We start from the raw sequence: 25,968 nt of genomic DNA on the forward strand, positions 1-25,968 counted from the left end.
GCGGCTGCCGCTGCTGCGCTTGCCGACACGACAGCCCGAAGCTACCTTCCGGCTGTCGAGTAGCGGGCTTATAAGAGATGGTTGTGGCGCAGGAAGGGCCGGTGCCGCATCCCAGATACGACAAAACAAGTTAGCGCCTGCCAAGCCTCACCAGCTCTAAGCTAGATTTAGTCGCTGCCTTCATCGGGATCGATGTCGCGACCAGCCTTGGTCAACTTTTCCGTTTTATGCGGATCATCATTACCGACCGACTCGTCCGCGCCGCTGCCTGCGCTTGGGATCGGCTTCTGATCCTCGTGCAGATGATCGTCCTTCCCGTCATGCGAGGTGCTTGCCTCATCTTCACCGCCGTCTGGATTGAACGGCCGTGCCGCGGATGCGTCAGCGGCCTGATCACGCTGGTTCTTCTCGTCATCGTTGGTCATTTGTCTTCTCCGATGATCATCAACGCCCCGCACCGCCCAAAGTGACCCCACTGTTTTACATCAGCCAATCGCTCGCGAACCGGCGATACCCTGCGGTGTGGTGCGACGAAGCCAGCTTCAGTCACTTCAGCCGCCAAATATTATGAACAAAAATAGCCCGGCTGATGAGGCCGGGCTGAAGGTCGAGGTGCCCCTAACAGGGCCCCTGGGTCGCACGATGGGCTTACACCGACGCAAACTGCACATCTTGTTGCATGTTAAGATCTCTTGCATTTAGATGTCAGAACCAAGGTTTTTAGGCGTTAGGATCGCGCCTTGTAGGCTCGGTCATCAATCCAGTCGCCGATTGCCACCCGAGTTGTTGTGCGCTTCTGGGAAGCCGCAAATGTTCTAACCGATCTTATCACAGGTTTATCAAGCGGTCTGTGTTTTGAATAGGATGCCCTGGTAGAAGAGGATCCAGCAGCTCCTATGACCGGTATGCAAGGCCACGAGAGCGAGGCGCTCAAACCCGATGCTAGTTCCGCAGGCCTTAGCAAAGGCGAGGCCTGGTTGCTGGCGCTCGTAGAGGGCATGCCGCAGATGATTTGGCGATCAGCCGCACGAGGGACGTGGACCTGGTCGAGTCCTCAATGGGCGCGATACACAGGTCAGGCCACCGACGAGAGCAATGGTGGCGGGTGGCTCTCCGCGTTGCATCCCGATGATCAATCAATTGCGAGAGAAGCGTGGATGTTAGCGGCTGAGGCTGGCGAATATCACGCCGAGATGAGAATTCGTCGACATGATGGTAGCTATCGATGGTTCCAGACGCGAGGTGAAGCACTTCGCGACAACGATGGCGCCATCCTCGAGTGGATCGGCACCTCGACCGATGTTGATGATTTGCGCCAGCTACAATCTCAACAAAAGGTACTCGTTGCCGAATTGCAGCACCGCACTCGAAACCTGATTGCGGTCGTTCACTCAATCGCCAGTCAAACACTGCAGCGAGCCGGGACGCTTGACGCGTTTCGCGACCGGTTCGAAGAACGGCTGGCAGCCTTAAGTCGAGTCCAAGGGCTACTATCAACGTCCGAGCATACACCCATCACGATTCGACGGTTGCTTGAACTGGAACTAGGCGCCTTGGCAGAGGATCACATCCAGGAGCGCGTGGAAACAGTCGGGCCGAACACGATTGTCCGAAACTCGACCGCGCAAACGCTCGCTTTAGCGGTCCACGAGCTGTCGACCAACGCTTTGAAATACGGTGCACTCGCGTCGCCAAATGGAAGGCTGACCGTTCAGTGGCACGAGCATATCAGGAATAATAATCGATGGCTTCGGCTAGAGTGGCGTGAGACCGGCCTTCTGACGCGAAGAACTCCATCAACCAAGCTTGGGTATGGCCGCATTCTCATCGAGCAGGCGCTACCGCGTCAGCTCGGCGCAGAGACCCGCCTTGATCTCGGTTCAGGCTACATGGCCTGCACCATCGATCTTCCTCTGCGGCATAGCCACCAGGGAGACCATCATGGCTGAGCTTGCACACTGTTTGATGGATCGCACCGTCCTTATCGTTGAGGATGATGCTCTGATTGCGATTGGATTGACCTCATATCTAGAAAGTCTCGGTAGCAAGGTTCGATGGGAAACCAACGTCGCTTCGGCCCTCAGCTACATGGCGAAGGGCAATGCGATAGATATTGCGATCGTAGACCTGAACCTTGATGGGATCATGAGCGACCCGGTATTGGATTCATTGATTGCAGAGGGCGTCTTCACCATCGTCTGCACCGGGTATGAGGAGGGTAGCATCGAGGAGAGATTTCGCTCTCTTCCAAGATCGGAAAAGCCATTTACGCGCGCGAAGATCCGACAGCTTATCACATCAGGAGTGCGACGGCAGGTGGCGCATTAACCTAGATCCCCTCATCAGCCCGCCGCTACCCGCATGCGTCGGTGCAGATAGCCGTCGTCAAAGCCGGCAATCCTGGCGAGCTTATCGGGGTCGATGATCTGAAGGCTCCCGCGGCTGAGCGTCATCGCGCCGGCGAGCCGCAACTCCTTCAACACCCTGTTGATATGAACGCTGGTCATGCCCAGCGCGTCGGCCAGAAGGATCTGGGAGAGAGGCAACGACAACGACGTCTCGCCGCTGATGGAGATATCGCGAGCTCGGAGATAGAGCTCACACATAAGATGGGCTACGCGTTCGATGCTGGCTCGCCGCCCCATGCTCGTGATCCAGGCTCGCATCGTTCCTTCGTCAACCAGCTGCGCGATGTACATCGCTCTGGCGATTGCCGGTCGTGCCGCCATCAGTGTGTCCATATCCACGCGCTCGACCATCACCACCTTTGCAGGCGTGATCGTCTGAATGCTGTGATCCATCTGGGCGAGCAGCCCGATATGGAGGTCGCATGCATCTCCTGGCATCAGGAATGCAAGCACCTGCCGGGTTCCGCTCGGCAGCACCTTGTAGCGATAGGCCCAACCTTCGATCATCACGAATACGGGTCCGGGCCGATCACCATCCCGGATGAGATCGTGCCGCGCCTTGATCAGTCGTGATCGTGCGGTGAGCCGCGTAAGCTGTTCGATATCAGCCTCATCGAGCGGTACATAGCCGCGGAGCTTTTCGATGAAGCGGTTGGTCATCTCGCACCATCTCACACCGCTAAAACGATAGATATTGTCGAATGTTATCGTTTGTTATCAATCTCAATGCAGGGTAATGCCGAAAATGCTGGTACGATAAGGTCATCGTCGACCCATCATCAGGCTCCGGCGGCTGCGAGATCGACGCTCGCGCCTGACTGGAGTGCCGGTAATGATTGACGATGCAACGCGCTGGCAGGCAACACCTGCAGTCCGACCTGCAGAACCGGACCCGCACGGCCACGCGGCAATCCTGCTTGTAGAAAGCCTGATACATGCCCTTGTCGCCCGCTCGGTCATCAGCCGCGGCGACGCAGTTAACCTGATTTCGATCGCAATGGACGCAAAGATCGAGATTTCGGCAGACCAGGGCGTGATCAATGACAAAGGTGACCGGTCACTCGCGTTACTCTCCGCAATCTTGGTTAGTTTAGAGAGTGACGAGGCACCCGCCAAAGAAAAAGGTTCCTCACGTGCATAGGAGATTGGGCATGTCTCGCAGGCTCATAAAGACTGCAGGGATAGCCTTGTGTTAGCGCGTATCCGGGGAATGCGATATGAGCTCTGATAGTACCGCGGCACACCCGTGGCCCATTGACCATCTGCGCCTTGCCGTTGAAGCCGCCGGCGTAGCCCTCTGGTCCTGGAATGTTGATACAGATGCGTTCACCATGGACGAACGCGGGTTCGAGCTTTGGGCGCTCCCGTGGAGCAGGACAGTCACGTTCAGAGAGCTGTCGGTGCACATCCACCCTGCTGATCGCGACCGCGTAAGTGCCGCGTTTGCCGCTACGCGTACCATCTTGGGGGCGTATGAAACAGACTTTCGGATCATGGTCGGAGACGACGTTCGCTGGATCGCTTCTCGCGGCCAGGGAAATGATGCCGGAATCGTGGAGCGAACCATGTTCGGCATCTTTCTGGACGTAACCGGCCGCAAGCTAGCCGAGGAAAGCAGTGAACTCCTCGCCGGCGAGATGAGCCACCGGGTGAAAAACCTTCTGACGATCGCAGCCGGCCTGACGCAGATCACATCTCGTGCAACCGACACGACGCGGGACATGGCACGTGAGTTGACCGAGCGTCTCGCGGCGCTGGGACGTGCTCACAACCTTGTTCGGCCGGTGGCTGGCACCTCAGGAGCGGCAACACTGCTGGGAGACCTTCTCTCCGTGCTTTTGGCGCCGTACGACGCGGGGAGCGCATACAACAACAGGATTCGTATAGCCGTCGAGCGCATTGGCGTTGGAGAGGAAACTGGCACCGGGCTCGCTCTTATCATCCACGAGCTAGCGACGAACTCGATGAAATATGGCGCCCTGTCTGCACCAGGCGGTACTCTCGATATCTCAAGCGTCACTGCCAATGGTGAAATCGCCCTGCGATGGCTCGAGAGCGGCGGCCCGACGATTACAGAACGCAGCGAGCCGGAAGGTTTTGGAAGCAGGCTGGTTCGACGCAGTGTGACCGGTCAGCTCGGTGGCTCGATCAGCTATGACTGGGCGCCGGATGGATTGATCGTAACGCTGCGCATGACGCAAAAGCGCCTTGCGCTATGAAGGTAGAATGTATCAGCCTAACACGAAATAATTGTTGGTGGCCGGACTTATGCAAACAACGAAGGCCGCAATAATATTTTATCATCCGCCGCCTTAACCGAATCCAGGCGTTCTATCGATATGAGCCACGACCATCCCCTTCCCGTTCTAGTCGTCGAGGACGAGATTTTCATCCGCATGGTAGCGGTCGATTCTCTTGAAGATCGCGGTTATTCAATCCTCGAAGCGGCCGATGCCGAGGAGGCTATCGCGCTTCTGGAGACAAATTCGGCGATTTCGCTGCTTTTTACCGACATCAACATGCCTGGGGACACAGACGGGCTTGGCCTCGCGGCCGAGGTTGCGCGCCGTTGGCCGCATATCGAGATCATTGTAACGTCCGGAGCAGTCAACATGGTCGACGACGACATACCGGATTCTGGGAGGTTTTTGCCCAAACCTTATACCGCAGAAAATTTGGAGCGCCTCATCCAGGAGCAACTGACGCACGCAAGCGACCGGCCTGCCGGAAAATAACCACCGCGCAATGCTTCAAGCCATTGGTGCTTCACGTTTTCGTCGGGTCGGTACCAGCTGGATCTTGTCCGTTCTCCGCCTCCGTCACGCGATCAAAAAAGTGATGGTGGAGGTCGGGAGCAAAACCTTCGAGGCGGCGCCGTAGCCGCCACAGGGTATCATCCGAGCTACTACCCGGTTCGAGCCGCTCCATACTCCAGTAAGCAAAGTCACGCTCGACCACCACATGATCGCTGATCACTGTCACGTCCGTATGCCACGGATCAGAACGAATTCTCTCAAACGCTGCAACAACGCTGGTCTCCGGACCTTCCAACACCTGCAGGAAAGATCCCCGGCTGAAAAACAGCACCCCGGTAATACCGTCGAGTCCGTTATTTCGTTTGGATGCGCTGAGTATCGCGTCGATATCGATCCCGGTGACTGCCCGGCTATGATAGAAGATTTGGCGTAACGGGTTGGTCTCCACCTTATGAAGGCTACTAGGGTGTCGAGCCGTGCGCAAGGCACGCGGCGGCGTGCCTGCAACGAGAGCCGTTCACACAGAACGATAGGCTGGCTGGAGCCGGTCGAAATTGCTGCTGCCGCAGCCAAGATCGGCTCTGAATGAACGTCGGACGCTCATCCTCGGCTGTTGTCTTGCCTTGGCGCGTTAGCGAAGTGGTGTCCACAGTACCCAGCGAATGTGCGCACCGCGACAGAGGCGAACGCCCATAAGCGGGTTATTCAACTGGTCTGTCAGTCTGACGGCGATGACCTTCCCCGGCACCTGCCCAGGCATCATGCCAAGAGATGCGAACTCTCGGCTCTGTGGCCCGTCTCGCGGAGTTGCAGCTGGTGTGCAGTCACCGATGCCTTGCAGACCACTACGGCTTGCGGCTCCAGCGCGTGCACAATCTGTGACCATCGTTCCCGAACCATCCCAGAACCGAGATCCCGCTGTGATGCAGCGACGGCGATCGCACGCGTTCCGAAGGCAGCCGCAAAGGCATCCACAAAGCTGGTCAGGTGCAGCGGTTCATCAACCATCATCTTCTCTTACACGTTCGCACTGCGTGTGAGCTGCATATCGTTGGAAATCTAAATGAACGCTTACGGCGAAGAGGGCCTCGAATCCGCTGCGAGTAGGGTCTGGATCTCCCAAGCCAATATCAATGGGTTAAATGGCTTGGCGAACACACCTATCGCGCCGGCCGCAATGAAGCGGGCGCGATCTGCGTCCCTGATGGAGGCTGTCAGGAAAGCGAAGCGGACTTCTCCATGCCCCGCTTGGCGCATCGCTGCGACCAGTGAGATACCGTCGGTGTCGGGCAGATGGTCGTCGATCAGCACGAGGTCGGGGGCCGGCCCGTCGGCGAGGCACCGCAATGCCTCCGCGCCACTTCCAACGACAATGGCTCTTACATCTGCATCAAGTTCGAGAGCCAGCAAAATGACCATCCCGATGTCGGGATCGTCTTCAACTGCAAGTACGCGTGTGAAATGTCGGCTCATGCTCCCTCCTGCCGCTATCGCGCCAGCATGAGAGGGTACACGACGCCGCCACTCAGCGGCCTCATTAAAATACGTTGATATACATAAGCAATTTACGCGCTCGCTTGCGGTTGGAAAGCCATTGCTGATGCTTGGCTCAGAACGCGTGTTCGAGCTGCTCCAAACCCGTCCGGACCGCCAGAAGACGCAGGCTGGCGCAGCAGGTCTGCCCCCTTTGCATCGCGACGATGTGCGCCGCAGGTGGACGGTTGCACACTAACTCGCCCTCAATTTATCGATGATCCCAAATCGGGACTATTCCGAGACTTAACAGGATTGCCCGACGTGTAATTTCGTTCACAGGCCGGCCATGGCGGCCTTTGCAATCGTTATCATGGACGGGAACACCTTTACCGCGATCGAGGAATTCCCCTCCATGAGCGCAGCACGAGACGCAGTTACGCGATCAGCCCTCCAGATGCTCCTTGAGGAGCAAACCTCCGAGAGCAAGCGCGTCGCGGAATGTCGCATTGAAGAGATTGAAAGCCGACGTGAGGTCTCATTCCAGGTAAGTCTCGAAATTACCGATTTCATCTGACAACCGAGGGCAAGGTATCCTCCTTCGAGGTCGTTGGCGGCACGATGTCCGCCCCGCCCTTCTTCGCCGTTCCGGGTGCAATCGGGCGGGAAAGCGGACTGGCCGGAAGCGCCCAAGGCCGACATCGAGGTGGAGGGGGCACCGCCTCTCTTGCCGATGACGCGTTATCCGCTAGCGCCCGGGGCAAGGATCCAAATTTCGGCAAGTCATGAAGTCGTCACGAATCGCGCTCAGAGGAAGCCGCGGGATGTGTCCCCATTCTCCTAACTAGCGAGCGCGGGCTCGCTATTTTTTTGCCAGCGCAGCTCTCGAGTGGTGCTGTCAAAGCAACTGCACATGACCGACAGAAGGCGAGCTTCTTGCCCTTTTGCCTGCTACTTAGCGGGCAAAAGGGCGCTGACCTCGGGAAATACCAAGCAAGCTCGCAGCACTGACAGCCCGGCCTGCATAGCTCAGGGGACGAAAAACACCAACCCTGCCCGGCTCTCGAGCAAGCCGGTACGTTGGTTTGACAGTACCCTCCTGGTCGCTACCGGCGCTGACCGGATCCAAGTTCAATCTCGCCAATGTCAGCCACAAAATCGATGCGCTGGCATCGGGCCCGATGAGCTTGTTCGACTATATCGGCGGCCAGTTCGACCGATCTGTTGGCTGGCGCGATGTCGAGTGGCTTGCACGCGAATGGAACGGTCCGCTCGCGATCAAAGGCGTGATGACGCCCGAAGATGCGCGAAGATCAATCGCCTCGGGCGCAAGCGGGGTCATCATCTCCAATCATGGCGGGCGCCAGCTAGACGGTGCGCCCGCTCCGATCGACCAGATCGAAGCGGTACGCACCATTATCGGCGATGCGGCTGATGTGATCTGTGACGGTGGCATCAGGCGTGGCTCCGACGTGGTGAAGGCGCTTGCTCAAGGGGCGACTGCCTGCTCGATCGGGCGTCCCTACCTCTATGGTCTGGCGGCAGGAGGCGCGCCGGGCGTCGATCGCCTGCTGACCATTCTGCGAGCGGAGTTCGAGCGCACTTTGAGGCTGGCGGGGATCAACGATATAGCCGCCATATCACGTCGCCACATCCGCAACCGGCTAAGTAGCCCCATTATCGGCTGACGAGCAACACCGGCTTACGCTGCGACTGACCGACCCTCGCCACTCTACGTTTGATTGCAAGAATTGAATTCCGGTAGTTTGTGGCACTATCGAGCTCCCCGAACCGCTCGTCCATGCAAGCCACGGCAACTCCACGACACACCCAGTCGCTTTGACACCGATCCGGGCGGGTTGATGTCGTCACCGAATGTGTTCACTTATCGATTTAGGATCGGGAGATCGACGATGTCGGTGAAGGTAGTTGCGTTCGTATCGGTGAAGCCCGGACAGGAAGACGCCTTCGTCGAAGTGGCCAGCGTCTGCGTTGCCGCTTCACGCGCTGAAGCTGGCGTGCTGCACTATGACCTTTGGCGCGAAACCGAAGGCGAACAGCGCTACGTTTTTGACGAGCTCTATGTCGATGATGCCGCCGTTGTGGCCCACATGAATTCGGATCACTTCAAGGCATTTGGCTTGGCCGCACGCGACCTAGCAGCAGCGCGACCGCTCATCATCAAGACGCACGCCATTGACGTTGCAGATTGATTTAGACTTTTCGTCACACTGCCGGAAAAAGACCTACAATACGACATTCACGCTGCCGATGCCGCTTCCTGGAACTGGACGCTCGTTCAGGATTCAAATTCCAGCATTCTGGCCGTGTCAAAGCTGTCGGCTTTTCGGCGCTCGGACGCCGGCGCGCGAACGTCGAGATCGGACAATCGTCATCTCCTGTCGCCAACTTTGCCACGCCGGGAGCGGCGCATTGCCACGGCGCCGCTGTTTTCCGCGTCTTCCCGGGCGAGCTTGCGCCATCGTTCGACGCGAGCGGGATCAAGATCGCCTTGCGTCATCGCGACGTGGATAGCGCATCCAGGCTCGTCCGTGTGGGTGCAGTTCGCGAACCGACACTCGAGCGTCACGGCCGTGACGTCGTCAAAAACCTCGGTCACGCCGGAGGCTACTTCGGACATCTGGAGTTCGCGCATGCCGGGCGTGTCCACTAGCCAGCCGCCACCATCTGCGGCAGGGCCGTCCGCACCACCGGCGAGTCGATGCATTTCGCGCACGGTCGTCGTGTGCCGGCCTTTGCCATCATCCTCTCGGACTGGCTGGGTTGCAATGCTCTCCGATCCCTTCAGCGTGTTGACGAGGGTCGACTTGCCGACGCCGGACGATCCCACCAGCGCAACCGTCTCCCCGAGGCCGCAATAGCCGGCAAGGTGGCCGGCGCTGGTCGTATAGCGTCCGTCGACCAGTTCCACCCGCAACCCCGACTGGAGTGCGCGCGCCTCCTCGACCAAGCGCTCAGGCGCAGGTGACAGGTCGGCTTTCGTGAGCACCAGGACAGGACGGACGCCGACTTCGCGCGCGAGCACGAGATAGCGCTCGATGCGCGCAACGTTGAAGTCCTGATCACACGATGAGACGATGAACAGCGTGTCGATGTTCGCGGCGATGAGCTGGACGCGGCGACCGTCGCCCGGCGCAGGCCTCTTGAACAGGTTTGTGCGATCGAGGATACGCACCAGGCTTCGGCTGCTCCGGTCGATCAGCAGCCAGTCGCCGACAGTGGGCCGGTCCGCTGCTCCCCTCTGCACGGTCAAGCTCGACGAGATCGAATCCTCGATCCCCTCTCCTAAGACGGTCACCTGTCCACGATGAACCGACATGACCCGCACAGGCTGACAGTTTTGGCTCTGCTCGGCGGAGACCTGCTCGGCGAAGAAAGATCTCCAGCCGAGATGTGCGAGAGTGAGATCGGACGACACCGTCATTGCCTCAGCGGACTCACGATCCGCCTGATTGATCTGCATCCGGCGTGCCTTGCTCAGCTGCTCGCCTAGCCGCCTTGGCTTGCGCCTTCTTCGCAGACTCGGCCGCCTTGGCCTTCTCGCGCTCGCGGCGCTCGAAGTCGTAATTTGGTTTGCGTGGTATGTCAGTCGCTCCGGCGCTCGGGATTCCAGCTTGAGCGACGCGCTCAACATGAGAACCTTATTCCAGCTACACTGATCCGCGGTTCGCGACCAGACCCGCGGCAAGGGGCAGCGAGGGTGCGTGCTCGAGCCTGACTTGTCCCTAGACCATAACAGGGATGGATCTCGTCGTGTATGAGAAGACCCAAAATCCGCCGCTCAGCCGGCTTGAACGCCTTCCACGTTTCGGTCCTTCGTTCAGGTGGGAAGCGCTCCCTTTTGCCGCTTAATGGTGCTACTAATAAGCGGGCTGGCGGGGGCGTCTTATGCGAAAGTGGATCTGGGGCGGCATCGTGTTAGTCATCGTCGGGCTCGGCATCGCGGCTTGGCCGTACGCCCGCTTTGCTTATCTTTGGCACTTCTACGGTCCGTCCGCCCTCGAGCGCATGGCGGTGAGCGCTCCGACCGATACTGTCCGCTACGGGCCGGCACCGAAGCAATACGCCGATCTGCGCGTGCCGCCCGGCAAAGGCCCCTTCCCGATCGCCGTGATCATCCATGGTGGTTGCTGGGACGTCAGCTTCGGTAGTAGCGGAACGATTGCACCCATTGCCGATGCACTGACCAGGCGAGGCATCGCTACCCTGAACGTGCAGTACCGCGTCGTCGGCGATGCCGGTGGTGGATGGCCCGGAACGATGCGCGACGTGGGCACAGCGATCGATGCGCTGAGGCAGCTTGCTCGGCGTTACCGGCTCGACCTGAATCGAATGGTGGTCGCCGGGCACTCGGCAGGCGCGCAACTCGCACTCTGGAGCGCGATGCGCGACCGGCTATCGCCCGGCAGCCAGATAGCGTTGCCCGATCCGTTGCTGCCAAGGGCGGTGGTGGCGATCGACGGGCCGGGCGCGCTGGCCGAATTCATTGGCCAGGATGCGGACGCCTGCGGCAAGCCAGTGATCGTGCCCTTCATGGGCGGCACACCGGCTCAGGTGCCGCAGCGCTACCGTGACGCTTCTCCCCAGGATCACCTGCCGCTGCACGTGCCTCAGTATCTCGCTCAGGCGGCGTTCGCCGACCTCATGCAGCCTTATATCGACAAGGCCCGTCGATCAGGCGATCCGGTCACTGCTTACCGTCCGACTAACACCGGCCACTTCAGCATCATCAATCCGACCTTGCCGCAGGGCCAAGGAACGGTGGCACTGATAACAGATGCGGTCCGAAAGCTGCCAAAATAGGCCGGCCAGCGTGTGCCGGATAGGAGGTTGACCCGCCTGAGCATACCATTCGGCAAGTAAGTTGCGTCAGCTAGCGCAGTGTGACAGCCTTCGTTTGCCATTGAGGGGGCAACGCCGTTGGCTACCTTGCGCGATGCAGATGCACTGCCAAACTCCAGGCTTAACGCCGGTTGGGTCGATAAGGCTTTGCGCTGGTCCGCCAAAAGCCTGGTCGCCATCGTCTGGGTCAGCTCGGGCATCTTCGCAGCGTTCATTCTGGCGCTGTACGTCGGTGGCGCGGTGGCCGGGACGTATCAGGATTGGAATGACGGCTTTCCGGGTCTGTACGCTCAAGGTTCACTGTCTGCGAGCATCGGCATTGGCCTACACTTCGGCTTTGGCGCCGTGCTGCTTCTATTGGGACCGATCCAACTGATGGCTGGGGTTCGACAGCGCCACCCCGTTCTGCATCGCTGGACTGGCAGGGTATATGCGACGGCGGCCTTAGTGACAGGCATCGGAGGCCTGGTTTACATCGTGTTCCGCGGCACCGTTGGCGGACCGGTAATGAGTGCCGGCTTTGCACTCTACGGCGCGTTGATAACGGTCGCCGCCGAAGAGACTGTCCGGCATGCTATGGCGCGACGTCTAGTTCAGCATCGGGCTTGGGCCATCCGGTTGTTCGCGCTAGCAATCGGCTCCTGGCTTTACCGGATGGACTATGGCTTCTGGCGCTTGCTGGCCGGCGGCGTTGGACATACGAAGAGGTTCGATGGTTGGTTCGACATGATCATGGTCTTCTGGTTCTACCTGCCAAACCTGGCCGTGGCAGAGTTCTTCATCCAGGGGCGGCAACGCAACGCCTCTGCGTCGACCAAAATCGTAGCGACTGCGCTGTTAGGCACGGTGGCGGTCTGCCTTCTGCTCGCAACGACAATGATCACCTTTCTGGGATGGGGTCCTGCCATCCTTTGGCGCCTTGGCATACTGGAAGGTTAAATACGCGCGCTCTTAAGCTAACGATCGAGCTTTGTCCTGGTAGACCCACTTCCAGACGTCCAGTTACTACGAGCAACTCCCCGATTTCAGCCACTCGTTCATGCCGACGGCTGACGGTAGCGCCGCGTCCAAACGAGTGCCGAGCAGGCTAGCCTTTCTCCGTCAGCGTGTGTGCCACCACCGCATTGGCATGGCCGTGTCCCATCCCGTGCTCGTCCTTCAGCATGGCCACCAACTCCATGTGCTTGGCGGGCAGACGGTCTCGGACGATCTGCTGCCATTCGGCGATGGCTTGCCATACTTCTTCTCGATGGAGGGGAAATAGGACGCGGGTCCCTTCACCGGTTCACTTGCCATCGACGTCATCCTTCAACTCGTAAGAGGCTCCGGCATCCTCAAGCTGTTCGCGGGCAAGTGCAAGCCAGGTAGCCCTCGAGCTGATTGCGTCAGGCCGTCTCGGCGACCCAGAGGAGGTCGATCCGGACGCCCTGCCGCATCTCGATACCGTTCGTTCGTATCGGCGTTCGAGGCTTCTAAGCGGTCCGAAAAGCCGTTTCGTTGGTCTGGTTGGCAGATAGTCGAACGAGGTTCCGCGGGGACGCTGACGGCGAGCCCGACACGAGGGGCTCGCTCCTTCCGACAGCCATTGTGTTTCCGAAGCGCGAGAGGCCCGAAGCCGATGTTGTAGGTCGACGCGAGCGGCTCACAGGCCTACCCCTACCCTTCCTGCTGACCAGACAGGAGCGAACCTAGCGCATCGAGCCGCCTGTCCCATGCTGATCGTCGCGCGCTCAACCATTGCTCCACGATCTTCAAACCATCATGATCGAGCTGGCAGGATCGGACACGGCCTAGCTTGCTACTGGTGACAAGACCTGCCTCCTCAAGAACTCGGATGTGCTGGCCGACAGCTGTGAGCGTGATTCCGGACAGCTCAGCCAACGCCGAGACGGCATGCGGGCGCTCGCCCAGCCGTTCGATCATGCGACGTCGTGTCGGATCACCCAGCGCATGGAGCAGCAGATCAATCGGCTCACCGTCGACCTTCCGGCGTGGCCGCGCCACGTCAGTCCGCCAGGAAGCGAGCGAGCCGATCCAGCAGGTCGCTCCAGCCGTGCTCACGCATAACAGGACCGTCGGAGCCCTCGAAGAACACACCTTGGAACGTGCAAGTGAGCGCCGTCCCTCCGTCCGCCTCCGCGATCTCGATTGTCTCTAGGGCGACCGAGATAGGCCTGCCCGCGATTGCCATACGAGACGATATGATGATGCGCTGTCCGTCCACGATGTCATGGAAGACGCCGTCATTCGTCAGCACGACGCCGGGAAAGGGTGTCTCCGGTCCGAACGTATAGATGAGCCGCTCGGCGCCGCCGACGCGAAAGTCACTCTCGAATGCCTTGATCTCGTGCGTGTGACTCTCCGCATACCAGCTCTTCTTGATCGCGGGATCGGCGCACGCGGCGAACACCTTGGAGGGCGCTACCGGGTAGCGCCGCTCGATTGTGAAGTTGCCGTGCACGGCGGCAGGGTTGGTCATGTCCAGCTCCTCACTACGGTAATGGCTTCACTATGCAAGGCGCCCTCGCCTTAGTCAAGTATCAACCTCAGTCTTAGTTAACGAGATATCCGGTCACCCGAGTAGGTCAGGCTAGGGTGCGTGCGACTTTTCCTTCGTGGCAAGGACCCATCAGCGAAAGGCGGCGACGCGCCGCTTTTCAGCGGGCTCGTCCTTGGTTAGCTTCGGGTGATGTCGCTCCGTCACGCCGATAGCATCGCATTCGAGACCCCTGAGGATCTTGCCGGCTGGCTTGCCGAGCACCACGCCACAAGCGGAGAGCTATGGGTGCGCATCTACAAGGAGGGCTCTGGACAGCGGTCTGTTACGTGGACCGACTGCGTCGTGGAGGCGATCCGTTTCGGCTGGATCGACGGCCTAAAAAGATCTGCGGACGAGCGCTCGTACCTCCAGCGCCTCACGCCACGCCGGTCAGGATCCAACTGGTCAGCCAGGAACCGCGATCATGCCGAGCGGCTGATAGCTGAAGGTCGCATAACACCGGCTGGCCTTGCCCATGTCCAGGCCGCGCGGGCAGAGGGACGTTGGGACACGGCCTATGAGGGCTCGGCCACAATGGTCATACCGCAAGATTTCCTGGATGCGCTAGCGGCCCGGCCGGAGGCAGAAGCGTTCTTCCATACTCTAGATCGTAAGAACCTATACCCGATTTACTACCGCCTTCAGACGGCCAAGCGGCCGGAGACCCGGGTTCGCAGGATGCAGCAGATTCTCGCGCAACTCGCGCGCGGTGAGCGCTTTCATTGACCTGACCCACTAGCCGCCATTCAGCTCGTTTGGCCGATTTCCCGATTTCCACCTTCCGTTCAGCTAGCTTTCCCGCATCACGGGCGCGCGCGCCAGCGCACCCTCTGGGTCGCCGGGGCGTTCTCCTGAGCAGGGGATCTCAGCTCATGAATGGAAACTTTCGGTCCCTCGCCAACACGCTGGATGATCTTACGCAGATGGGCGATCTCCGACGCGAGCACCCGGTCGACAGCGCGTCGACAAGATCATGCCCCGCTTGCAAGCGCTCAATCGCTGCGCCGATCGTCACCTTTCGGCTTCGAGCAGCGTCTTCAACGCTCCCAGATCTCCCTTCACCATACGCGCGTCGCGCTTGAAGTCGGCGTCGGTCATGCCCGGCTGGCGGAACAGGACGAGCTGCACCTCGGTGCCGTCGCCGTTCGGGACCATGCGCATCGGCACCACCACGTCGGGTTTGCCGTTCAGCACGACGCGGTGATCCAGCACCCCAAATACGTTGGGCTCACTGAAGTGGATCAGCGCCTCGCCCTCAGGTGTGTCGGCAACCCAGCCGCGCTCCGTAGGTCGAAGGCTGTCGGCCAGTCCGGCCGCCCAACGCGGGAAGTTCTCCGGCCGATGCACGAAAGCATAGGCCCTCTCTATCGGCACGTGAATGGTGACGTGTATAATGCGCACTTCGCTGGTCGTCATGATCTCTTCATCCGCAGCATCGCTTGCTTTTCTCGCCCGAACCGCAGAGGCACGGGTCGTTGCGACCGACCTTGGCAGCGCGTCCGCCAGTCGGCGGGCTTACCGGAGAGCCGGTGTTCTGCATACGCGCAGCGTGAAGCTGCAGAACTCCATCGATGATTCTCGATGGTGCCTGATCCTCCAGCGCGTTGATCTGCATGCTGTCGAGATCGCTCTCGTTCCTAGCGACCGCGATCAGGGTCGACATGCTTGAGATGGCCGTCTTAACATCGGCATCTCCGCTCGCATTCAGCGCCGCCCACGCCTTTGGCCGCAGCTCCATCGCTTCGGCGAAGCCGTCGATCCACATTTCCCAGAGCACGTCGCCGTTGCGCTCGTCGACGTCGAAGATTGGCTGGAGCTTGCCGCGACCGAGATCGCGAACGATCTCGTTGTATCGGGCCAGAACGGCATCGGCGAACCACTGCACGTCGACGGGGTCGTCGAAGGGTGCGGTTCCGCTCTCGTCCGAGCCCCAGACGCTCTGGAGCCATTCGGCGGGCATAATGAGCTCGGGAGAGACGAGGACGCCGGTGAGGAAGCCATCCAGCTCAGTCAGTAGCATCGGTTCATCAAGCGGGAGATCGGCCAGCGCATCGTCCAGGCGGCGGAGTCGGGAGGGGAGCTGTCTCATGTCGATCGGCAATGGCTACCTGCGATGGCTACTGGGGCGGCGTCCTATCTTATCAGGCCGAAGAAGCTACCTCGACAGTCGGCCCCGCGGTAACGCCGTGACTGGGCGAATTGGCTGCGGACCGGTCGCGTGGCTACCGGAAGACCCACAATCGGTCATCGTGGGCTGCCTTCCGCCTCCGAACTTCAGACATTCGTTCAGATGCACTAGCTCGGCCGTTAATTGAGCCGCGCCGGTAATGTCTAAGCTAGCCGCCAGTTCTGTATTACTCGTAGCGCAAGCGGACGTATCAGGCAGGGGTCAGCAAACTCGCCAACTTACGAGAGCAACATCGATCAATCACTGGATCTACGATCCGCTTCCCGCCCAACGATCCGCATCACCGCGAGATCGGCTGTGACGTTCCCTAGGGTTCTAAAAATATCAGGAACCGTTTCAATGGCGAGTAAGAGCGGCAGCAGGGTCACTGGCACCCCCATGGTCAAACATATCGGCGCGATCACCGCGAAAAACGAAACTTGAGCAGGCAGTCCCACCGCAGCAACGCTCACCGCCGCACCAACGATCGCACCGACAACGAGCGTCGACGCGCCAAGCGTCACTCCGTGAACGGCGGCGAGATACGTCGCCACCGCGACATTGGCGGCAGCGGTGGTCGCGCGAAATAGCGACACCGCTAATGGCAGGACGACCGACGCCGCCTCGTTGCGCACCCGCAATGCCGGCGCCGCCGCGACCATCGCCGGCAACGAAGCGAGCGACGATTGCGTGCTCACTGCGATCACCTGAGCCGGTAGCGCCGCACGCGCGAATGCCAGCGGGCTAATCGCGCCCAGTAGCGCCGCTGCGACATAGGCGAGCACGATCGTCGCCATCGCAGCGCCGACGATCACCGCGACATAATGCGCCAGCACGCCCGCTGCGCCGCCGCCCAACACAAGCCCAACGCCGATTGCCAGAGCAAAGACGCCCAGCGGCGCGATCCACAACACCCAACCGACGATCCGGAGCATGGTCTGCGCCACGCCGTCGAGCACGCGGGTCAGCGCACTGCGGGCTATCGGCTCAATTCCGCTCGCAGCCAGCCCGAACAACAGCGCGAAGACTACGAGCGGCACCATCGCGCTCTCCGCCGCGGCGCGGATCGGATTGGTAGGGATGACATTGTCGAGCCAATTAGTCGCAGCAGGCAGGACCGGCATGGCACCAGCGACGCGCGGTAGTGCGCTGGCGGAGGCGGGTAACGGCGACAGGTCGAGCAGCAAAGTCGTCACTCCCGCGCCGACAAGCGCCGCCGCGACGAGCAGGACGGCGAACCAGCCAAGCGCACGCGCCGCCAGTCGTCCCCCTGCCGCTTGTGCGGCCGCGCGCATTACGCCGGTGACGAGCAGCGAGAAGACCAGCGGCACCACCGTCATCGTCAATGAGTCGAGCCATAACTTGCCGATCGGTCGCGCGACCGGTGCGACGATCACGGCCATTCCGTCGGACATCAGCGCCCCGAATATCACGCCGAGCAACAGGCCAGCGAGGATGCGCACAGACGCTCCGTTCAGCACGAAGCGGCGCCAGATGCGGGCGAATAATTAATCGTCATCGATGGGCCGGTTTCTAAGCATCGCCGCGGCCAGCCCCGGGTCGGGATGATTGGAGACGATCTCGGCGAACGTTGCAGCGCTCTCGTCCTGCCCTAGCTTGAACTGCGGCTCACACGAGAGAATCTGCGCGCGAAATGCGACGACGTGCGGCGAGAGCTGATCGAAGCGCTCGCCCATCTGCTCGGGGCGCCAGCCACCCGCGGGCTCGAGTCGGGCGGCGAGACGGCGCAGCGCATCCTCGGTCTCGTCGGGCACGAAGGTCAGCGTCGCGACGATCCGGACCGCGGCATAGTTCCATGTCGCGCCCCACGTCGGGTTCGACACCAGCGTTGGCGAGACATAGCCCTGCGACCCGGTAAACAGGATCAGCGCGTGCGGGTCGCGGGTAAAGGCAGCGACCTGCGGGTTGCGGCGCGGATAATGGCCGACCAGCGCCACCGGCGTCCCGTACGCGTCGCATTCGACGATCAATGGGAGCAGGGTCGCATCAAGGTCGCGCGATGCGACCCAGGCGAGCGGATGGTCGCGGATCAGCGCGGCGATCTCGCCCAGCGTGCGCGGAACGAAGCTCATGCCGGCGCGCGCCGCAGGGTCGCCGCGAGCCAGCGCGCGGCCTCGTCGAACGCTGCATCCGCCAGTGATGACACCGACACCGCTTCCAGGAAGCTATGCGTCGCGCCGGCATAGAGCCGCAGCTCGACCGGCACACCGGCGGCACCGAGCCGCTCCGCCATCACGCGATTGGCGTCGGCGAGGATGTCGCATTCGGGCACGGCGAGGAAGCTCGGCGGCAGCCCGGTCAGGTCGGCGCGCAGCGGCGCGACGAGCGGATCGTCGAGCGTCGCGGGATCGCCGGCATAGTCGCGCCAGAAGCCGTCCATCTCCGCGACGGTCAGCATATAGGCGGGACCGTCATAGCGCGCATAGCTGGCGGTCGGCGCCGGATCGAACGCGCCGTAATTGAGCAGCATCGCCGCCGGCGGCCGCTCCCCGGCGTCGCGCAGCCGCAGGCTGGCGGCAACGGCGAGATTGCCGCCCGCCGAGTCCCCGCCGATCGCAATCGCCGCCGGTGCGAGCCCGAAGTCGCCCGCCTCGTCTCGCAGCGCCCGGTATACCTTGACGATCTCATCGAGCGCGACCGGGTAACGCACCTCGGGCGACAGGCTGTAATCGATGCCGACCACCACCACGCCGGCGCGGGCCGCATATTCGCGCATCAGCCGGTCATGCGTATCGATGCTGAACATCGTCCAGCCGCCGCCATGGATGTAGAGCAGCGCCGGTTGCAACGCGTCGGATCGCTGCGGATAGTGGAAACGGGCGCGGCATCCGGCGAGCTCGGCCGTGACCGTCTTCGCCATCACCGGCCCACCCGCGCGCCACGGCGCACGTACGATCTCGGCCGCAGCGCGACGTTCGGGCAGCGGCAGCGCGGCAAAGTCGGAGAATTGCCCGTACCCATGATTGAGCGCGACGACGAAGCGCCTGATCTCGGGATCGACGTCGTCGTGCGCGACCAGCGCCTCGGTGGTCCGTGTCATGCGTCCTGCTCCTCGCGCGGGCGATGCCGGCCCGTCTCGCTGCTGCGTCCTCGCATCCACCTGTGGCATGGAAAGGCGCTGGCCTGCCCCGCGCGGCCGGGCCGATCACTGCCGCGCGCGGGCCGCGTCACGGCAGCGCGTACAGGCTGGGCGGCACCCCATAAGCGCGGCGGAACATCGCGGTGAACGCGCTGGGACTGTCGTAACCGACATCGAAGGCGATCGTCGTCACCGGGCGGCCGGCCGCCATCAGCGACAGCGCTTCCATTAAACGCACCTGCTGGCGCCACACCGCCAGGCTTATGCCGGTTTCGCGCTTGAACGCGCGCGTGAAAGTGCGCCGCCCCATCCCCGCCACGCACGCCCAGTCGTCGACGTCGCGATCGTCGGCGGGCTGCGCCAGGATCGCACGGCAGACCCGCAACAGGCGCGGGTCGCCCGGCATCACCGCGCCGTAAGGCGCCACAGGCATCGCCGCAATCTCGTCAAGAAGCACCGTGACCACCCGGCCGGCATGGCCAAGCGGGTCATACTCGGCACCGAAGGATACGGTCTTCAGGATCAGCGCCTTGAGGAAATCGCTCACCTCGATAACGCGGCATGGCGGCGGGTCGGGATAGAGCGCCGGGTCGACATAGAGCGTGCGGAGCGACACCGGCCCGCGGCACGACACCTCGTGACGCTGTCCGGCGGGCAACCACAGCGCGCGCTGCGGCGGCACGACGAAGCTGGTCGACGGGGTCACTACCGACATCACCCCTGAACAGGCGTACAGCACCTGGATCCAGTCGTGCGCGTGCATTGGATCGACGAAACCTGCGCCATATTCATCGGTCAGCCCGCGCACCGACGGTCGGAGGCACCCGGAGGTATCGCTTGGCCCAATCACGATGCTTGCCACGTCATTGTCGCGACGATGGCAGCCTGCCGGCCGCCCGACAAGTCTACGCCTTGCCGGGTTAAATGGCGTCGCATCGGGGCGGTGTATCAGCGGCACTACGACGCTCACCGTAGCGCGAAGCGCAAGCTCGCGCCGATCGTGCGCGGCCGGGTGACACTGCCCGCGAACGAGAAAGGCGCGTTGAGGATGCCGTAGGCATCGAACAGATTCTTAGCGAACACGCCCGCCTCCACACCATCGGTGATCTGGATCGCCGCGTTGAGATCGACGAGGCTGTAGTCGCCCTTCTGCAACGTCGCGCCGAACGCCACCGGTGCCGCCGACAGATAGCGATGCGCGATCCCGATCCGCGGGCGCAGCGGCGAGCTGCGCAGCTCCCAGTCGAGTTGGTTCGCAATGATCCAGTCGGACGCGCCCGGCAGCTGCGTTCCGGCAGCATAGCCACCGCCCGGCGCGCTGCTGTCGGGAAGCAGCCCGGACAGTCGCGCGTCATTATAGGTCACATTCGCGGAATAGGTCAGGTTGCGGCTCGGGCGGAAAACGAGCGACAATTCGACGCCATCGATTTTCGCTCCGCCTCCGTTCACCGTATAGGCGTCGAAGGTGACCGGCGTGAACAGCCGCGACTGGATATCGTTCCACTTGATGTGGAACGCGGCAATGTCGAACGACATTGCGCCGGGCACCAGTTCGAACTTCGCGCCTACCTCGTAATTCTGCGTGCTGTCGCTGCCGAACGTCAGCGGGGTTCCGGTCGCGGCGCTGTAGACATTGACCCCGCCGATCCGGAAGCCTTCCGAGTACAGGCCGTACAGGGTGAAGCGACTGGTCGGCTTCCACGCAAGCGACACCTTGGGAACGAAGCCCGATTCCTTCTGCGAGCCGGGCTGATAGTCGAACGGCGCGATCAATGCGGCGTTTGGAAGAAACTGCAGCCGCGGTCGCGATTCATACTGGAAGACGCGCCCTCCGAGCGTCAGCGTCAACGTGTCGAGGAAGGTGTAGCCCAGTTCGCCGAACGCCGCGATCTCGCGCACGCGGTTGGTGCTGACGGTGCGTCGCAGCAGATCGCCCGGCGCGATGACGCTGCTCGGCTGTCCGCCGAAATCGCCGGGGTTGGCGTCAATATAACCGCCGATGCCGGCGAGCCGCGCCCCATCGGTCGAGTCCGAGCGGAGCTTGGTAAAGTTGGTGCCGAGCAACCAGGTGAACGGCCCGTCCCCCTTCGAGGCAAGCCGCATTTCGCCGTAGTAGGTCGTGGACTTGCCGGTCGAGCTGGACAGCTGCGGCGTGCCCGTGCGCGTGTCGATCCCGAGGAAGATCGAGTCATCGAACGCCAGATCGGCCTTCTTCTGCGTATAACTTCCGATCGCGGTGAAGTTCGCGAAGCCGAGTTCCTGATCGAGCCGCAGGCTGTACAGCTGGATCTCGGTATCCTGATATTCGTCGACGTTGGTGTTGCGCTCGAACGTCTTCGGCGTGTCGCCGAACAGCACATAGGTCTGATCGGCGAGATCATATTGCTGATACATCGCCAGCGCGGCCAGCTTGGTCGTCTCGCCCGGTTGCCACACCACCGAGCCGCGCAGCCCGCGCACGCGCAGATCGTTGCTGCCTTTCTCGCCCGTGCCGACATTGTCGAGATAGCCGGCGTCGTAGCGTTGCAGCGCGACCAGCCGCACGGCGAGCTTGTCGTTGACCACCGGCACGTTGATCATCGCCTTGGCGGCATAGCTCGCATCACCGGCGCGGCGCGTGCTGGAGAGGATCCCCTCAGCCCCTGCGTCGATCCGGGTCGGATCCGCCTCGTTGACGACGTAATTGACCGCACCGCCCAGCGACGAGGAACCGAACAGCGTGCCCTGCGGGCCGCGCAGCACCTCGACCTGCTTGACGTCGAACGCGTCGATGTCGGGGATGACGAGCGGAAAGCCCGGCTCCACCAGCGGGATCTGGTTGATGTAATAGCCGGTCGTCGCCTGGTTCGCCTCGTGGTAGGTGGTCGAGGCGACGCCGCGGATCACCACCTCCGACACGCCGGGCTGGTAATCGTTGAAGACCACGCCCGGCACGCGCGTGATATAGTCGGAAAGACTTTGCGCGTTGAGCCGCTGGAGGTCGTCCTGCGTCACCGCCGACACCGATCCGGCGAGATCGCTGACGCTCTCGTCGCGCTTGGTGGCGGTGACGACGATGTCGCGGTCGCTTCCGGCCTCCGGCGGCGCATTGGGCGCGGTCTGCGCCGTCGCTGCGCCACTCGCGAGCATCATCGCGATCGCCAGGATGCTCGCCTCGATGCGATGTGAAAGGATCTTGCGCATTGTCGCCCCCGCCTTCCCTGCAATATCATCAACATGCGTATTTGACGCGCATTCTTGCGGCGTGACCGCGCGGACAGGGCCGATCGCCATCGCGATCGGGCCATTTCGCGCCTGGTGATTGCGAGCCGGCGCGGCGCGGCTCTAACGTCGGGGTCACCTCATCGAACGAGGATCGACGACCGCCATGCCCGCCGACCACCTGCCTTGCGCCCGTCGCCGTTTTCTTGTCGGGGCGAGCACCGCCGCGCTCTTCGTGGCGGTCAGGCGGCCGGTCAGCGCCACCGGGCCTGCATTGCCCCGCGCGCCGCAGACACCACGCATCCCGCTGATCCGCCGCCAACTCGGGCGCACCCGCGACGATCCCTATGCCTGGCTCAAATATGTCCCGCCCGCTGGACAGCGCGACATCGCCACCATGCCGCCGATGGTTCGCGATCATCTGCGTGCCGAGAACGCCTATGCCACCAGCGTCATGGAGCGCGTCGCCGAGCAGGAGCGCCGGTTCCTCGCTGCGCTCGCCGCGCGCGTGCCACTGGAGGGCGGCGAGCCCGCGGTGACGCGCGGTGGCTGGACCTATGTCACCGATGACAGCAGCGGCGCGCATCCGCGTTATCTGCGCCGCCGCGGGCCGGATGGCGCGACCGAACTGCTCCTGGACGAGAACGAACGCGCGCGCGGCCACGCATATTATCGCACGACCGGACAACAGGTCAGCCCCGACAGCCGGCTCTATGCCTGGGCGGAGGATATCGGCGGCAACGATCGCCATCGGCTGTGCGTCCGCGATCTCGCCACCGGCACGATCAGCGTCGTCGTCGACACCGACGCTTATGGCTATAGCGGGCTGGTCTTCTCGCCCTCGTCGCGCTGGCTGTTCTGGATCTGGCGCGACGCGCGCAACCGGCCGACGCGCGTATATCGCACCCCGGTGACCGGCGGCGCGCCGCAACTGGTCTATGAGGAGCGCGACCCGGCGATCTTTATGGCGCTCCGGCGCACCGCCGCGGACGGCTTCGTCGCGATCACGCTCTCCGGTCCCGACACGAGCGAGGTTCGCCTGGTCGCCGCAGCGGCGGAGGATCGCGCGCCGGCGATCGTCTGGCCGCGGGAGCCGGGCCGCCGCTACGAGATCGATGAATGGGACGGCAATCTGATCGCGCTGGTCGAGGACAAGCAGGCCCTCGACGGTCGTATCGCCCGGCTCGACCGCCGCAGCTTCGCCGAGACGCGCACGTTGGTGCCACACCGTGCCGGCACGCAAATCCTCCAAGTGGTGCCGTTCCGTCGCGCGCTCGCCTGGGTCGAGCGGCGCGACACGCTGCCGCGGCTGATGCTGCTTTCGCCGCGTGGCGCGGTGCGCGAAGCGCGCTTCGCCGGCGATGCCTATGCGCTCACCGTCCCGGCCGAGCAGGATTATGCCGCCGTATCATGCCGCGTGATGATCGAGACGCCCGCCGATCCGCCGCGCTGGATCGCAGTCGATTGTGACGACGCGCGGACGACCACGCTGACGACGCAACGCTTTGCCGGCTATGATCCGGCGCGGTTCAGCATCCGGCGGCTCTACGCCACCGCGCCGGATGGCGAGCAGGTGCCGATCACCTTGCTCACGCGACGCGACGCGCGCGCCGATGGCCGCACGCCGCTGCTCCTCTATGGCTATGGCGCTTATGGCGTATCGAGCGAGGCGTTGTTCGATGTCGCGCCGACCGTGCTGGTCGAACGGGGCTGGAACTATGCGATCGCGCATGTCCGCGGCGGTTCCGAAAAGGGGCGGCGTTGGTTCCTCGAAGGGCGGCAGCGCCGCAAGCACAACAGCTTCGGCGACTTCGTCGCCTGCGCGCGCCACCTTGCCGAAACCGGCCATGCAGCGCGCGATCGGATCGTCTCCTACGGACTGTCCGCGGGCGGGCTGCTGGTCGGCGGCGCGATGAACATGGCGCCCGACGTCTGGGCGGGTGTGATCGCCACGGTGCCGTTCGTCGACATGCTCAACACGATGAGCGACCCGGACCATCCGCTCGTCCCGCTGTTCCGCCCCGATTGGGGCGATCCGCTGTCGAGCGTCGCGGACTATGATTACATGCTCGGCATTTCCCCCTACGAGAACGTCCACCGCGCTGCCTATCCGCCGCTCTACACCACCGCTGGGCTGAAGGACGATCGCGTCGGTTATTGGGAACCGGCCAAGCTGGTTGCCGCGGTGCGCGCGGCCTCGACCTCCGCCTCACCGGCGCTGCTGACGACCGACCTGACGGCGGGGCATCAGGGGAGCGCCGGTCGGGAAGCGGTCAATCACAAGATGGCGCGCCTCTATGCCTTTGCGCAAGGATGCGTCGACGGGAGCTTCGCATGACGATCGTGTTCGACCCGCGGCAACTCGCCCATGTCCCCGCCCGCGAGCTGCATAACGGCGACTGGACGGCTTACAACGAATCTCCCGCGCGCGCCGAGGCGATCCGCGCGGCGCTCGGCCCGGCCGTTGCGGCAGCCGACTTCGGGATGGCGCCATTGCAGCGGGTCCATGATGCCGAGTATCTGGCGTTCCTGCAGGTGGCGCATCGCGACTGGGTCGCAGCGGCCCGAAGCGGCGACGCGATCGGCTATACCTGGCCGGTGGTGCGGCGGCGGGCGCTCGATCTGACCCGGATCGATGCGCGGCTGGGTCGCTACAGCTACGACGCCGCGACCCCGATCGCCGCCGGAACGTGGGAAGGTGCCTATTGGTCGGCGCAGACCGCGCTCACCGCGCTCGATCAGGTCGCGACAGGCGTGACGCGACGGGCGTTTGCGCTCTGCCGCCCGCCGGGTCATCATGCCGGCCGCGATTATCTCGGCGGCTATTGCTACCTCAACAACGCCGCGATCGTCGCCGCGGAGGCCCGACAGCGCGGGCTTGGCCCGGTCGCGATCCTCGACGTCGATTATCACCACGGCAATGGCACGCAGGACATCTTCTACGATGACGCCGAGATGCTGTTCGTGTCTATCCACGCCGATCCGGCGACCGACTATCCGTTTTTCTGGGGACATGCCGACGAGAAGGGCGTGGGAGCGGGCCTCGGAACGACCCTAAATCTGCCGTTGCCGCGTGGTACCGGCTGGGACGCATATGCGCCGGTGTTGGACGAGGCCCTGAAGGCCATCACCGATTATGGCACCCGTCTGCTCGTATTGTCGTTCGGCGCAGATATCTATGCGGGCGATCCGATCTCGCACTTCACTTTCGCGCGCGAGGATATCGCCGATCTCGGTAAACGGATCGCCGCTACCGGCCTCCCCATCGTGACTATCATGGAAGGCGGCTATGCCACGGACGAACTGGGGTACAACGTGAAAGTGATCACTGATGCGCTCCTCAACGAGGATAGTCCCACCACGGTTCGCCATTCGTAGGTCTTCGCTAAAAAGCGCGCGGTAAATACTGTTTATCAAGGCCAGTGCCATCCTAGTCTAAGCACCAAGACAACGTTCGTGCC

The 25,968-nt window shown here is 62.4% G+C and carries 29 protein-coding genes; 13 read left to right on the forward strand and 16 right to left on the reverse strand.

What is annotated here, in order from left to right:
• Nucleotides 1–167: 167 nt before the first annotated feature.
• Complete coding sequence (locus QP166_RS13520) at nucleotides 168–425, reverse strand: hypothetical protein (RefSeq protein WP_333916377.1); 258 nt, start codon at nucleotides 423–425, stop codon at nucleotides 168–170.
• A 471-nt stretch (nucleotides 426–896) separates the two neighbouring features.
• Here QP166_RS13520 and QP166_RS13525 point away from each other — a divergent pair, with 471 nt between their 5' ends.
• Nucleotides 897–1,949 carry a sensor histidine kinase gene (locus QP166_RS13525; RefSeq protein ID WP_333916378.1) on the forward strand — a complete coding sequence of 351 codons (1,053 nt, stop codon included), beginning with the start codon at nucleotides 897–899 and terminating at the stop codon, nucleotides 1,947–1,949.
• A complete protein-coding gene (locus QP166_RS13530; RefSeq protein WP_333916379.1) occupies nucleotides 1,942–2,328 on the forward strand; it encodes a response regulator in 387 nt (128 codons plus the stop codon). The genes QP166_RS13525 and QP166_RS13530 overlap by 8 nt, the downstream gene beginning before the upstream one ends.
• Before the next feature lie 14 nt (nucleotides 2,329–2,342).
• Here QP166_RS13530 and QP166_RS13535 read toward each other — a convergent pair whose 3' ends face one another.
• The gene (locus QP166_RS13535; RefSeq protein WP_333916380.1) at nucleotides 2,343–3,068 is read right to left on the reverse strand and encodes a Crp/Fnr family transcriptional regulator; all 726 of its coding nucleotides are present in this window, start codon (nucleotides 3,066–3,068) and stop codon (nucleotides 2,343–2,345) included.
• Nucleotides 3,069–3,240: 172 nt separating this feature from the next.
• Between QP166_RS13535 and QP166_RS13540 the strand changes: the two genes are divergently transcribed.
• The 3 genes from QP166_RS13540 to QP166_RS13550 all read left to right on the forward strand — a co-directional run bounded on the left by QP166_RS13540 (nucleotide 3,241) and on the right by QP166_RS13550 (nucleotide 5,143).
• Complete coding sequence (locus tag QP166_RS13540) at nucleotides 3,241–3,549, forward strand: hypothetical protein (protein WP_333916381.1); 309 nt, start codon at nucleotides 3,241–3,243, stop codon at nucleotides 3,547–3,549.
• A 76-nt stretch (nucleotides 3,550–3,625) separates the two neighbouring features.
• Complete coding sequence (locus QP166_RS13545) at nucleotides 3,626–4,627, forward strand: sensor histidine kinase (RefSeq protein ID WP_333916382.1); 1,002 nt, start codon at nucleotides 3,626–3,628, stop codon at nucleotides 4,625–4,627.
• A 120-nt stretch (nucleotides 4,628–4,747) separates the two neighbouring features.
• A complete protein-coding gene (locus tag QP166_RS13550; RefSeq protein ID WP_333916383.1) occupies nucleotides 4,748–5,143 on the forward strand; it encodes a response regulator in 396 nt (131 codons plus the stop codon).
• 31 nt (nucleotides 5,144–5,174) lie between these two features.
• Here QP166_RS13550 and QP166_RS13555 read toward each other — a convergent pair whose 3' ends face one another.
• The 3 genes from QP166_RS13555 to QP166_RS13565 form a co-directional block, all read right to left on the reverse strand.
• On the reverse strand, nucleotides 5,175–5,612 hold the full coding sequence (locus tag QP166_RS13555) for a BLUF domain-containing protein (protein ID WP_333916384.1): 438 nt from the start codon (nucleotides 5,610–5,612) through the stop codon (nucleotides 5,175–5,177).
• A gap of 311 nt (nucleotides 5,613–5,923) precedes the next feature.
• Nucleotides 5,924–6,172: a hypothetical protein gene (locus QP166_RS13560; RefSeq protein ID WP_333916385.1), complete on the reverse strand. Its 249-nt coding sequence runs from the start codon at nucleotides 6,170–6,172 to the stop codon at nucleotides 5,924–5,926.
• A gap of 63 nt (nucleotides 6,173–6,235) precedes the next feature.
• Nucleotides 6,236–6,637 (reverse strand): response regulator, encoded by a 402-nt coding sequence (locus QP166_RS13565; RefSeq protein WP_333916386.1) that lies wholly within the window; start codon nucleotides 6,635–6,637, stop codon nucleotides 6,236–6,238.
• Between the two features lie 349 nt (nucleotides 6,638–6,986).
• Here QP166_RS13565 and QP166_RS13570 point away from each other — a divergent pair, with 349 nt between their 5' ends.
• The 3 genes from QP166_RS13570 to QP166_RS13580 all read left to right on the forward strand — a co-directional run bounded on the left by QP166_RS13570 (nucleotide 6,987) and on the right by QP166_RS13580 (nucleotide 8,850).
• Nucleotides 6,987–7,214 carry a hypothetical protein gene (locus tag QP166_RS13570; RefSeq protein ID WP_333916387.1) on the forward strand — a complete coding sequence of 76 codons (228 nt, stop codon included), beginning with the start codon at nucleotides 6,987–6,989 and terminating at the stop codon, nucleotides 7,212–7,214.
• A gap of 508 nt (nucleotides 7,215–7,722) precedes the next feature.
• Complete coding sequence (locus QP166_RS13575) at nucleotides 7,723–8,325, forward strand: alpha-hydroxy acid oxidase (RefSeq protein ID WP_333916388.1); 603 nt, start codon at nucleotides 7,723–7,725, stop codon at nucleotides 8,323–8,325.
• Between the two features lie 225 nt (nucleotides 8,326–8,550).
• Nucleotides 8,551–8,850, forward strand: a complete 300-nt coding sequence (locus QP166_RS13580; protein WP_333916389.1) for a putative quinol monooxygenase — start codon at nucleotides 8,551–8,553, stop codon at nucleotides 8,848–8,850.
• A 179-nt stretch (nucleotides 8,851–9,029) separates the two neighbouring features.
• On the opposite strand, the gene rsgA is transcribed toward QP166_RS13580, so the two are convergent.
• Complete coding sequence (gene rsgA / locus QP166_RS13585; RefSeq protein ID WP_333916390.1) at nucleotides 9,030–10,121, reverse strand: ribosome small subunit-dependent GTPase A; 1,092 nt, start codon at nucleotides 10,119–10,121, stop codon at nucleotides 9,030–9,032.
• Between the two features lie 425 nt (nucleotides 10,122–10,546).
• On the opposite strand from rsgA, the gene QP166_RS13590 reads away from it, so the two are divergent.
• Together QP166_RS13590 and QP166_RS13595 are read left to right on the forward strand one after the other, a co-directional pair.
• Entirely contained in the window at nucleotides 10,547–11,461 is a 915-nt protein-coding gene (locus QP166_RS13590; protein ID WP_333916391.1) for an alpha/beta hydrolase, read from the forward strand.
• Nucleotides 11,462–11,578: 117 nt separating this feature from the next.
• Complete coding sequence (locus QP166_RS13595) at nucleotides 11,579–12,439, forward strand: DUF2306 domain-containing protein (protein ID WP_333916392.1); 861 nt, start codon at nucleotides 11,579–11,581, stop codon at nucleotides 12,437–12,439.
• A gap of 148 nt (nucleotides 12,440–12,587) precedes the next feature.
• Here the strand turns inward: QP166_RS13595 and QP166_RS13600 are convergent, their stop codons facing one another.
• The 3 genes from QP166_RS13600 to QP166_RS13610 all read right to left on the reverse strand — a co-directional run bounded on the left by QP166_RS13600 (nucleotide 12,588) and on the right by QP166_RS13610 (nucleotide 13,979).
• The gene (locus QP166_RS13600; RefSeq protein ID WP_333916393.1) at nucleotides 12,588–12,680 is read right to left on the reverse strand and encodes a DUF4287 domain-containing protein; all 93 of its coding nucleotides are present in this window, start codon (nucleotides 12,678–12,680) and stop codon (nucleotides 12,588–12,590) included.
• Between the two features lie 476 nt (nucleotides 12,681–13,156).
• Nucleotides 13,157–13,504, reverse strand: coding sequence for an ArsR/SmtB family transcription factor (locus QP166_RS13605; RefSeq protein WP_333916394.1), 348 nt, complete (start codon nucleotides 13,502–13,504; stop codon nucleotides 13,157–13,159).
• A gap of 1 nt (nucleotide 13,505) precedes the next feature.
• Nucleotides 13,506–13,979, reverse strand: a complete 474-nt coding sequence (locus QP166_RS13610; protein ID WP_333916395.1) for an SRPBCC domain-containing protein — start codon at nucleotides 13,977–13,979, stop codon at nucleotides 13,506–13,508.
• Between the two features lie 210 nt (nucleotides 13,980–14,189).
• Between QP166_RS13610 and QP166_RS13615 the strand changes: the two genes are divergently transcribed.
• Nucleotides 14,190–14,765 (forward strand): YdeI/OmpD-associated family protein, encoded by a 576-nt coding sequence (locus tag QP166_RS13615; protein ID WP_333916396.1) that lies wholly within the window; start codon nucleotides 14,190–14,192, stop codon nucleotides 14,763–14,765.
• A gap of 285 nt (nucleotides 14,766–15,050) precedes the next feature.
• On the opposite strand, the gene QP166_RS13620 is transcribed toward QP166_RS13615, so the two are convergent.
• The 7 genes from QP166_RS13620 to QP166_RS13650 form a co-directional block, all read right to left on the reverse strand.
• The gene (locus tag QP166_RS13620) at nucleotides 15,051–15,455 is read right to left on the reverse strand and encodes an SRPBCC family protein (protein WP_333916397.1); all 405 of its coding nucleotides are present in this window, start codon (nucleotides 15,453–15,455) and stop codon (nucleotides 15,051–15,053) included.
• A 7-nt stretch (nucleotides 15,456–15,462) separates the two neighbouring features.
• The gene (locus QP166_RS13625; RefSeq protein ID WP_333916398.1) at nucleotides 15,463–16,140 is read right to left on the reverse strand and encodes a UPF0149 family protein; all 678 of its coding nucleotides are present in this window, start codon (nucleotides 16,138–16,140) and stop codon (nucleotides 15,463–15,465) included.
• Between the two features lie 323 nt (nucleotides 16,141–16,463).
• Nucleotides 16,464–17,669, reverse strand: coding sequence for a dicarboxylate/amino acid:cation symporter (locus tag QP166_RS13630; protein WP_333916399.1), 1,206 nt, complete (start codon nucleotides 17,667–17,669; stop codon nucleotides 16,464–16,466).
• Nucleotides 17,670–17,714: 45 nt separating this feature from the next.
• Entirely contained in the window at nucleotides 17,715–18,299 is a 585-nt protein-coding gene (locus tag QP166_RS13635; RefSeq protein WP_333916400.1) for an FMN-binding negative transcriptional regulator, read from the reverse strand.
• Nucleotides 18,296–19,267 (reverse strand): alpha/beta hydrolase, encoded by a 972-nt coding sequence (locus QP166_RS13640; RefSeq protein ID WP_333916401.1) that lies wholly within the window; start codon nucleotides 19,265–19,267, stop codon nucleotides 18,296–18,298. The genes QP166_RS13635 and QP166_RS13640 overlap by 4 nt, the downstream gene beginning before the upstream one ends.
• Before the next feature lie 127 nt (nucleotides 19,268–19,394).
• A complete protein-coding gene (locus tag QP166_RS13645; protein ID WP_333916402.1) occupies nucleotides 19,395–20,114 on the reverse strand; it encodes an AraC family transcriptional regulator in 720 nt (239 codons plus the stop codon).
• Between the two features lie 158 nt (nucleotides 20,115–20,272).
• A complete protein-coding gene (locus tag QP166_RS13650) occupies nucleotides 20,273–22,489 on the reverse strand; it encodes a TonB-dependent receptor (protein WP_333916403.1) in 2,217 nt (738 codons plus the stop codon).
• A 184-nt stretch (nucleotides 22,490–22,673) separates the two neighbouring features.
• Here QP166_RS13650 and QP166_RS13655 point away from each other — a divergent pair, with 184 nt between their 5' ends.
• A complete protein-coding gene (locus QP166_RS13655; RefSeq protein ID WP_333916404.1) occupies nucleotides 22,674–24,845 on the forward strand; it encodes a prolyl oligopeptidase family serine peptidase in 2,172 nt (723 codons plus the stop codon).
• Complete coding sequence (locus QP166_RS13660) at nucleotides 24,842–25,885, forward strand: histone deacetylase family protein (protein ID WP_333916406.1); 1,044 nt, start codon at nucleotides 24,842–24,844, stop codon at nucleotides 25,883–25,885. Before QP166_RS13655 ends, QP166_RS13660 begins: the two co-directional genes overlap by 4 nt.
• The last annotated feature ends 83 nt before the right edge of the window (nucleotides 25,886–25,968 follow it).

It is taken from the genome of Sphingomonas sp. LR60 (genome assembly GCF_036855935.1).
Classification (GTDB): domain Bacteria; phylum Pseudomonadota; class Alphaproteobacteria; order Sphingomonadales; family Sphingomonadaceae; genus Sphingomonas.

Bases quoted from the DNA above. Each gene is read 5' to 3' on its own strand.
- QP166_RS13610 (WP_333916395.1), bottom strand. From the start codon at position 13,979: ATGACCAACCCTGCCGCCGTGCACGGCAACTTCACAATCGAGCGGCGC.
- QP166_RS13570 (WP_333916387.1), top strand. From the start codon at position 6,987: ATGGCGGCCTTTGCAATCGTTATCATGGACGGGAACACCTTTACCGCG.
- QP166_RS13655 (WP_333916404.1), top strand. From the start codon at position 22,674: ATGCCCGCCGACCACCTGCCTTGCGCCCGTCGCCGTTTTCTTGTCGGG.
- QP166_RS13545 (WP_333916382.1), top strand. From the start codon at position 3,626: ATGAGCTCTGATAGTACCGCGGCACACCCGTGGCCCATTGACCATCTG.
- QP166_RS13650 (WP_333916403.1), bottom strand. From the start codon at position 22,489: ATGCGCAAGATCCTTTCACATCGCATCGAGGCGAGCATCCTGGCGATC.
- QP166_RS13525 (WP_333916378.1), top strand. From the start codon at position 897: ATGACCGGTATGCAAGGCCACGAGAGCGAGGCGCTCAAACCCGATGCT.
- QP166_RS13620 (WP_333916397.1), bottom strand. From the start codon at position 15,455: ATGACGACCAGCGAAGTGCGCATTATACACGTCACCATTCACGTGCCG.
- QP166_RS13615 (WP_333916396.1), top strand. From the start codon at position 14,190: ATGTCGCTCCGTCACGCCGATAGCATCGCATTCGAGACCCCTGAGGAT.
- QP166_RS13560 (WP_333916385.1), bottom strand. From the start codon at position 6,172: ATGGTTGATGAACCGCTGCACCTGACCAGCTTTGTGGATGCCTTTGCG.
- QP166_RS13600 (WP_333916393.1), bottom strand. From the start codon at position 12,680: ATGGAGTTGGTGGCCATGCTGAAGGACGAGCACGGGATGGGACACGGC.
- QP166_RS13590 (WP_333916391.1), top strand. From the start codon at position 10,547: ATGCGAAAGTGGATCTGGGGCGGCATCGTGTTAGTCATCGTCGGGCTC.
- QP166_RS13565 (WP_333916386.1), bottom strand. From the start codon at position 6,637: ATGAGCCGACATTTCACACGCGTACTTGCAGTTGAAGACGATCCCGAC.
- QP166_RS13520 (WP_333916377.1), bottom strand. From the start codon at position 425: ATGACCAACGATGACGAGAAGAACCAGCGTGATCAGGCCGCTGACGCA.
- QP166_RS13580 (WP_333916389.1), top strand. From the start codon at position 8,551: ATGTCGGTGAAGGTAGTTGCGTTCGTATCGGTGAAGCCCGGACAGGAA.
- QP166_RS13635 (WP_333916400.1), bottom strand. From the start codon at position 18,299: ATGAGCTTCGTTCCGCGCACGCTGGGCGAGATCGCCGCGCTGATCCGC.
- QP166_RS13535 (WP_333916380.1), bottom strand. From the start codon at position 3,068: ATGACCAACCGCTTCATCGAAAAGCTCCGCGGCTATGTACCGCTCGAT.
- rsgA (WP_333916390.1), bottom strand. From the start codon at position 10,121: ATGCAGATCAATCAGGCGGATCGTGAGTCCGCTGAGGCAATGACGGTG.
- QP166_RS13530 (WP_333916379.1), top strand. From the start codon at position 1,942: ATGGCTGAGCTTGCACACTGTTTGATGGATCGCACCGTCCTTATCGTT.
- QP166_RS13640 (WP_333916401.1), bottom strand. From the start codon at position 19,267: ATGACACGGACCACCGAGGCGCTGGTCGCGCACGACGACGTCGATCCC.
- QP166_RS13660 (WP_333916406.1), top strand. From the start codon at position 24,842: ATGACGATCGTGTTCGACCCGCGGCAACTCGCCCATGTCCCCGCCCGC.
- QP166_RS13540 (WP_333916381.1), top strand. From the start codon at position 3,241: ATGATTGACGATGCAACGCGCTGGCAGGCAACACCTGCAGTCCGACCT.
- QP166_RS13550 (WP_333916383.1), top strand. From the start codon at position 4,748: ATGAGCCACGACCATCCCCTTCCCGTTCTAGTCGTCGAGGACGAGATT.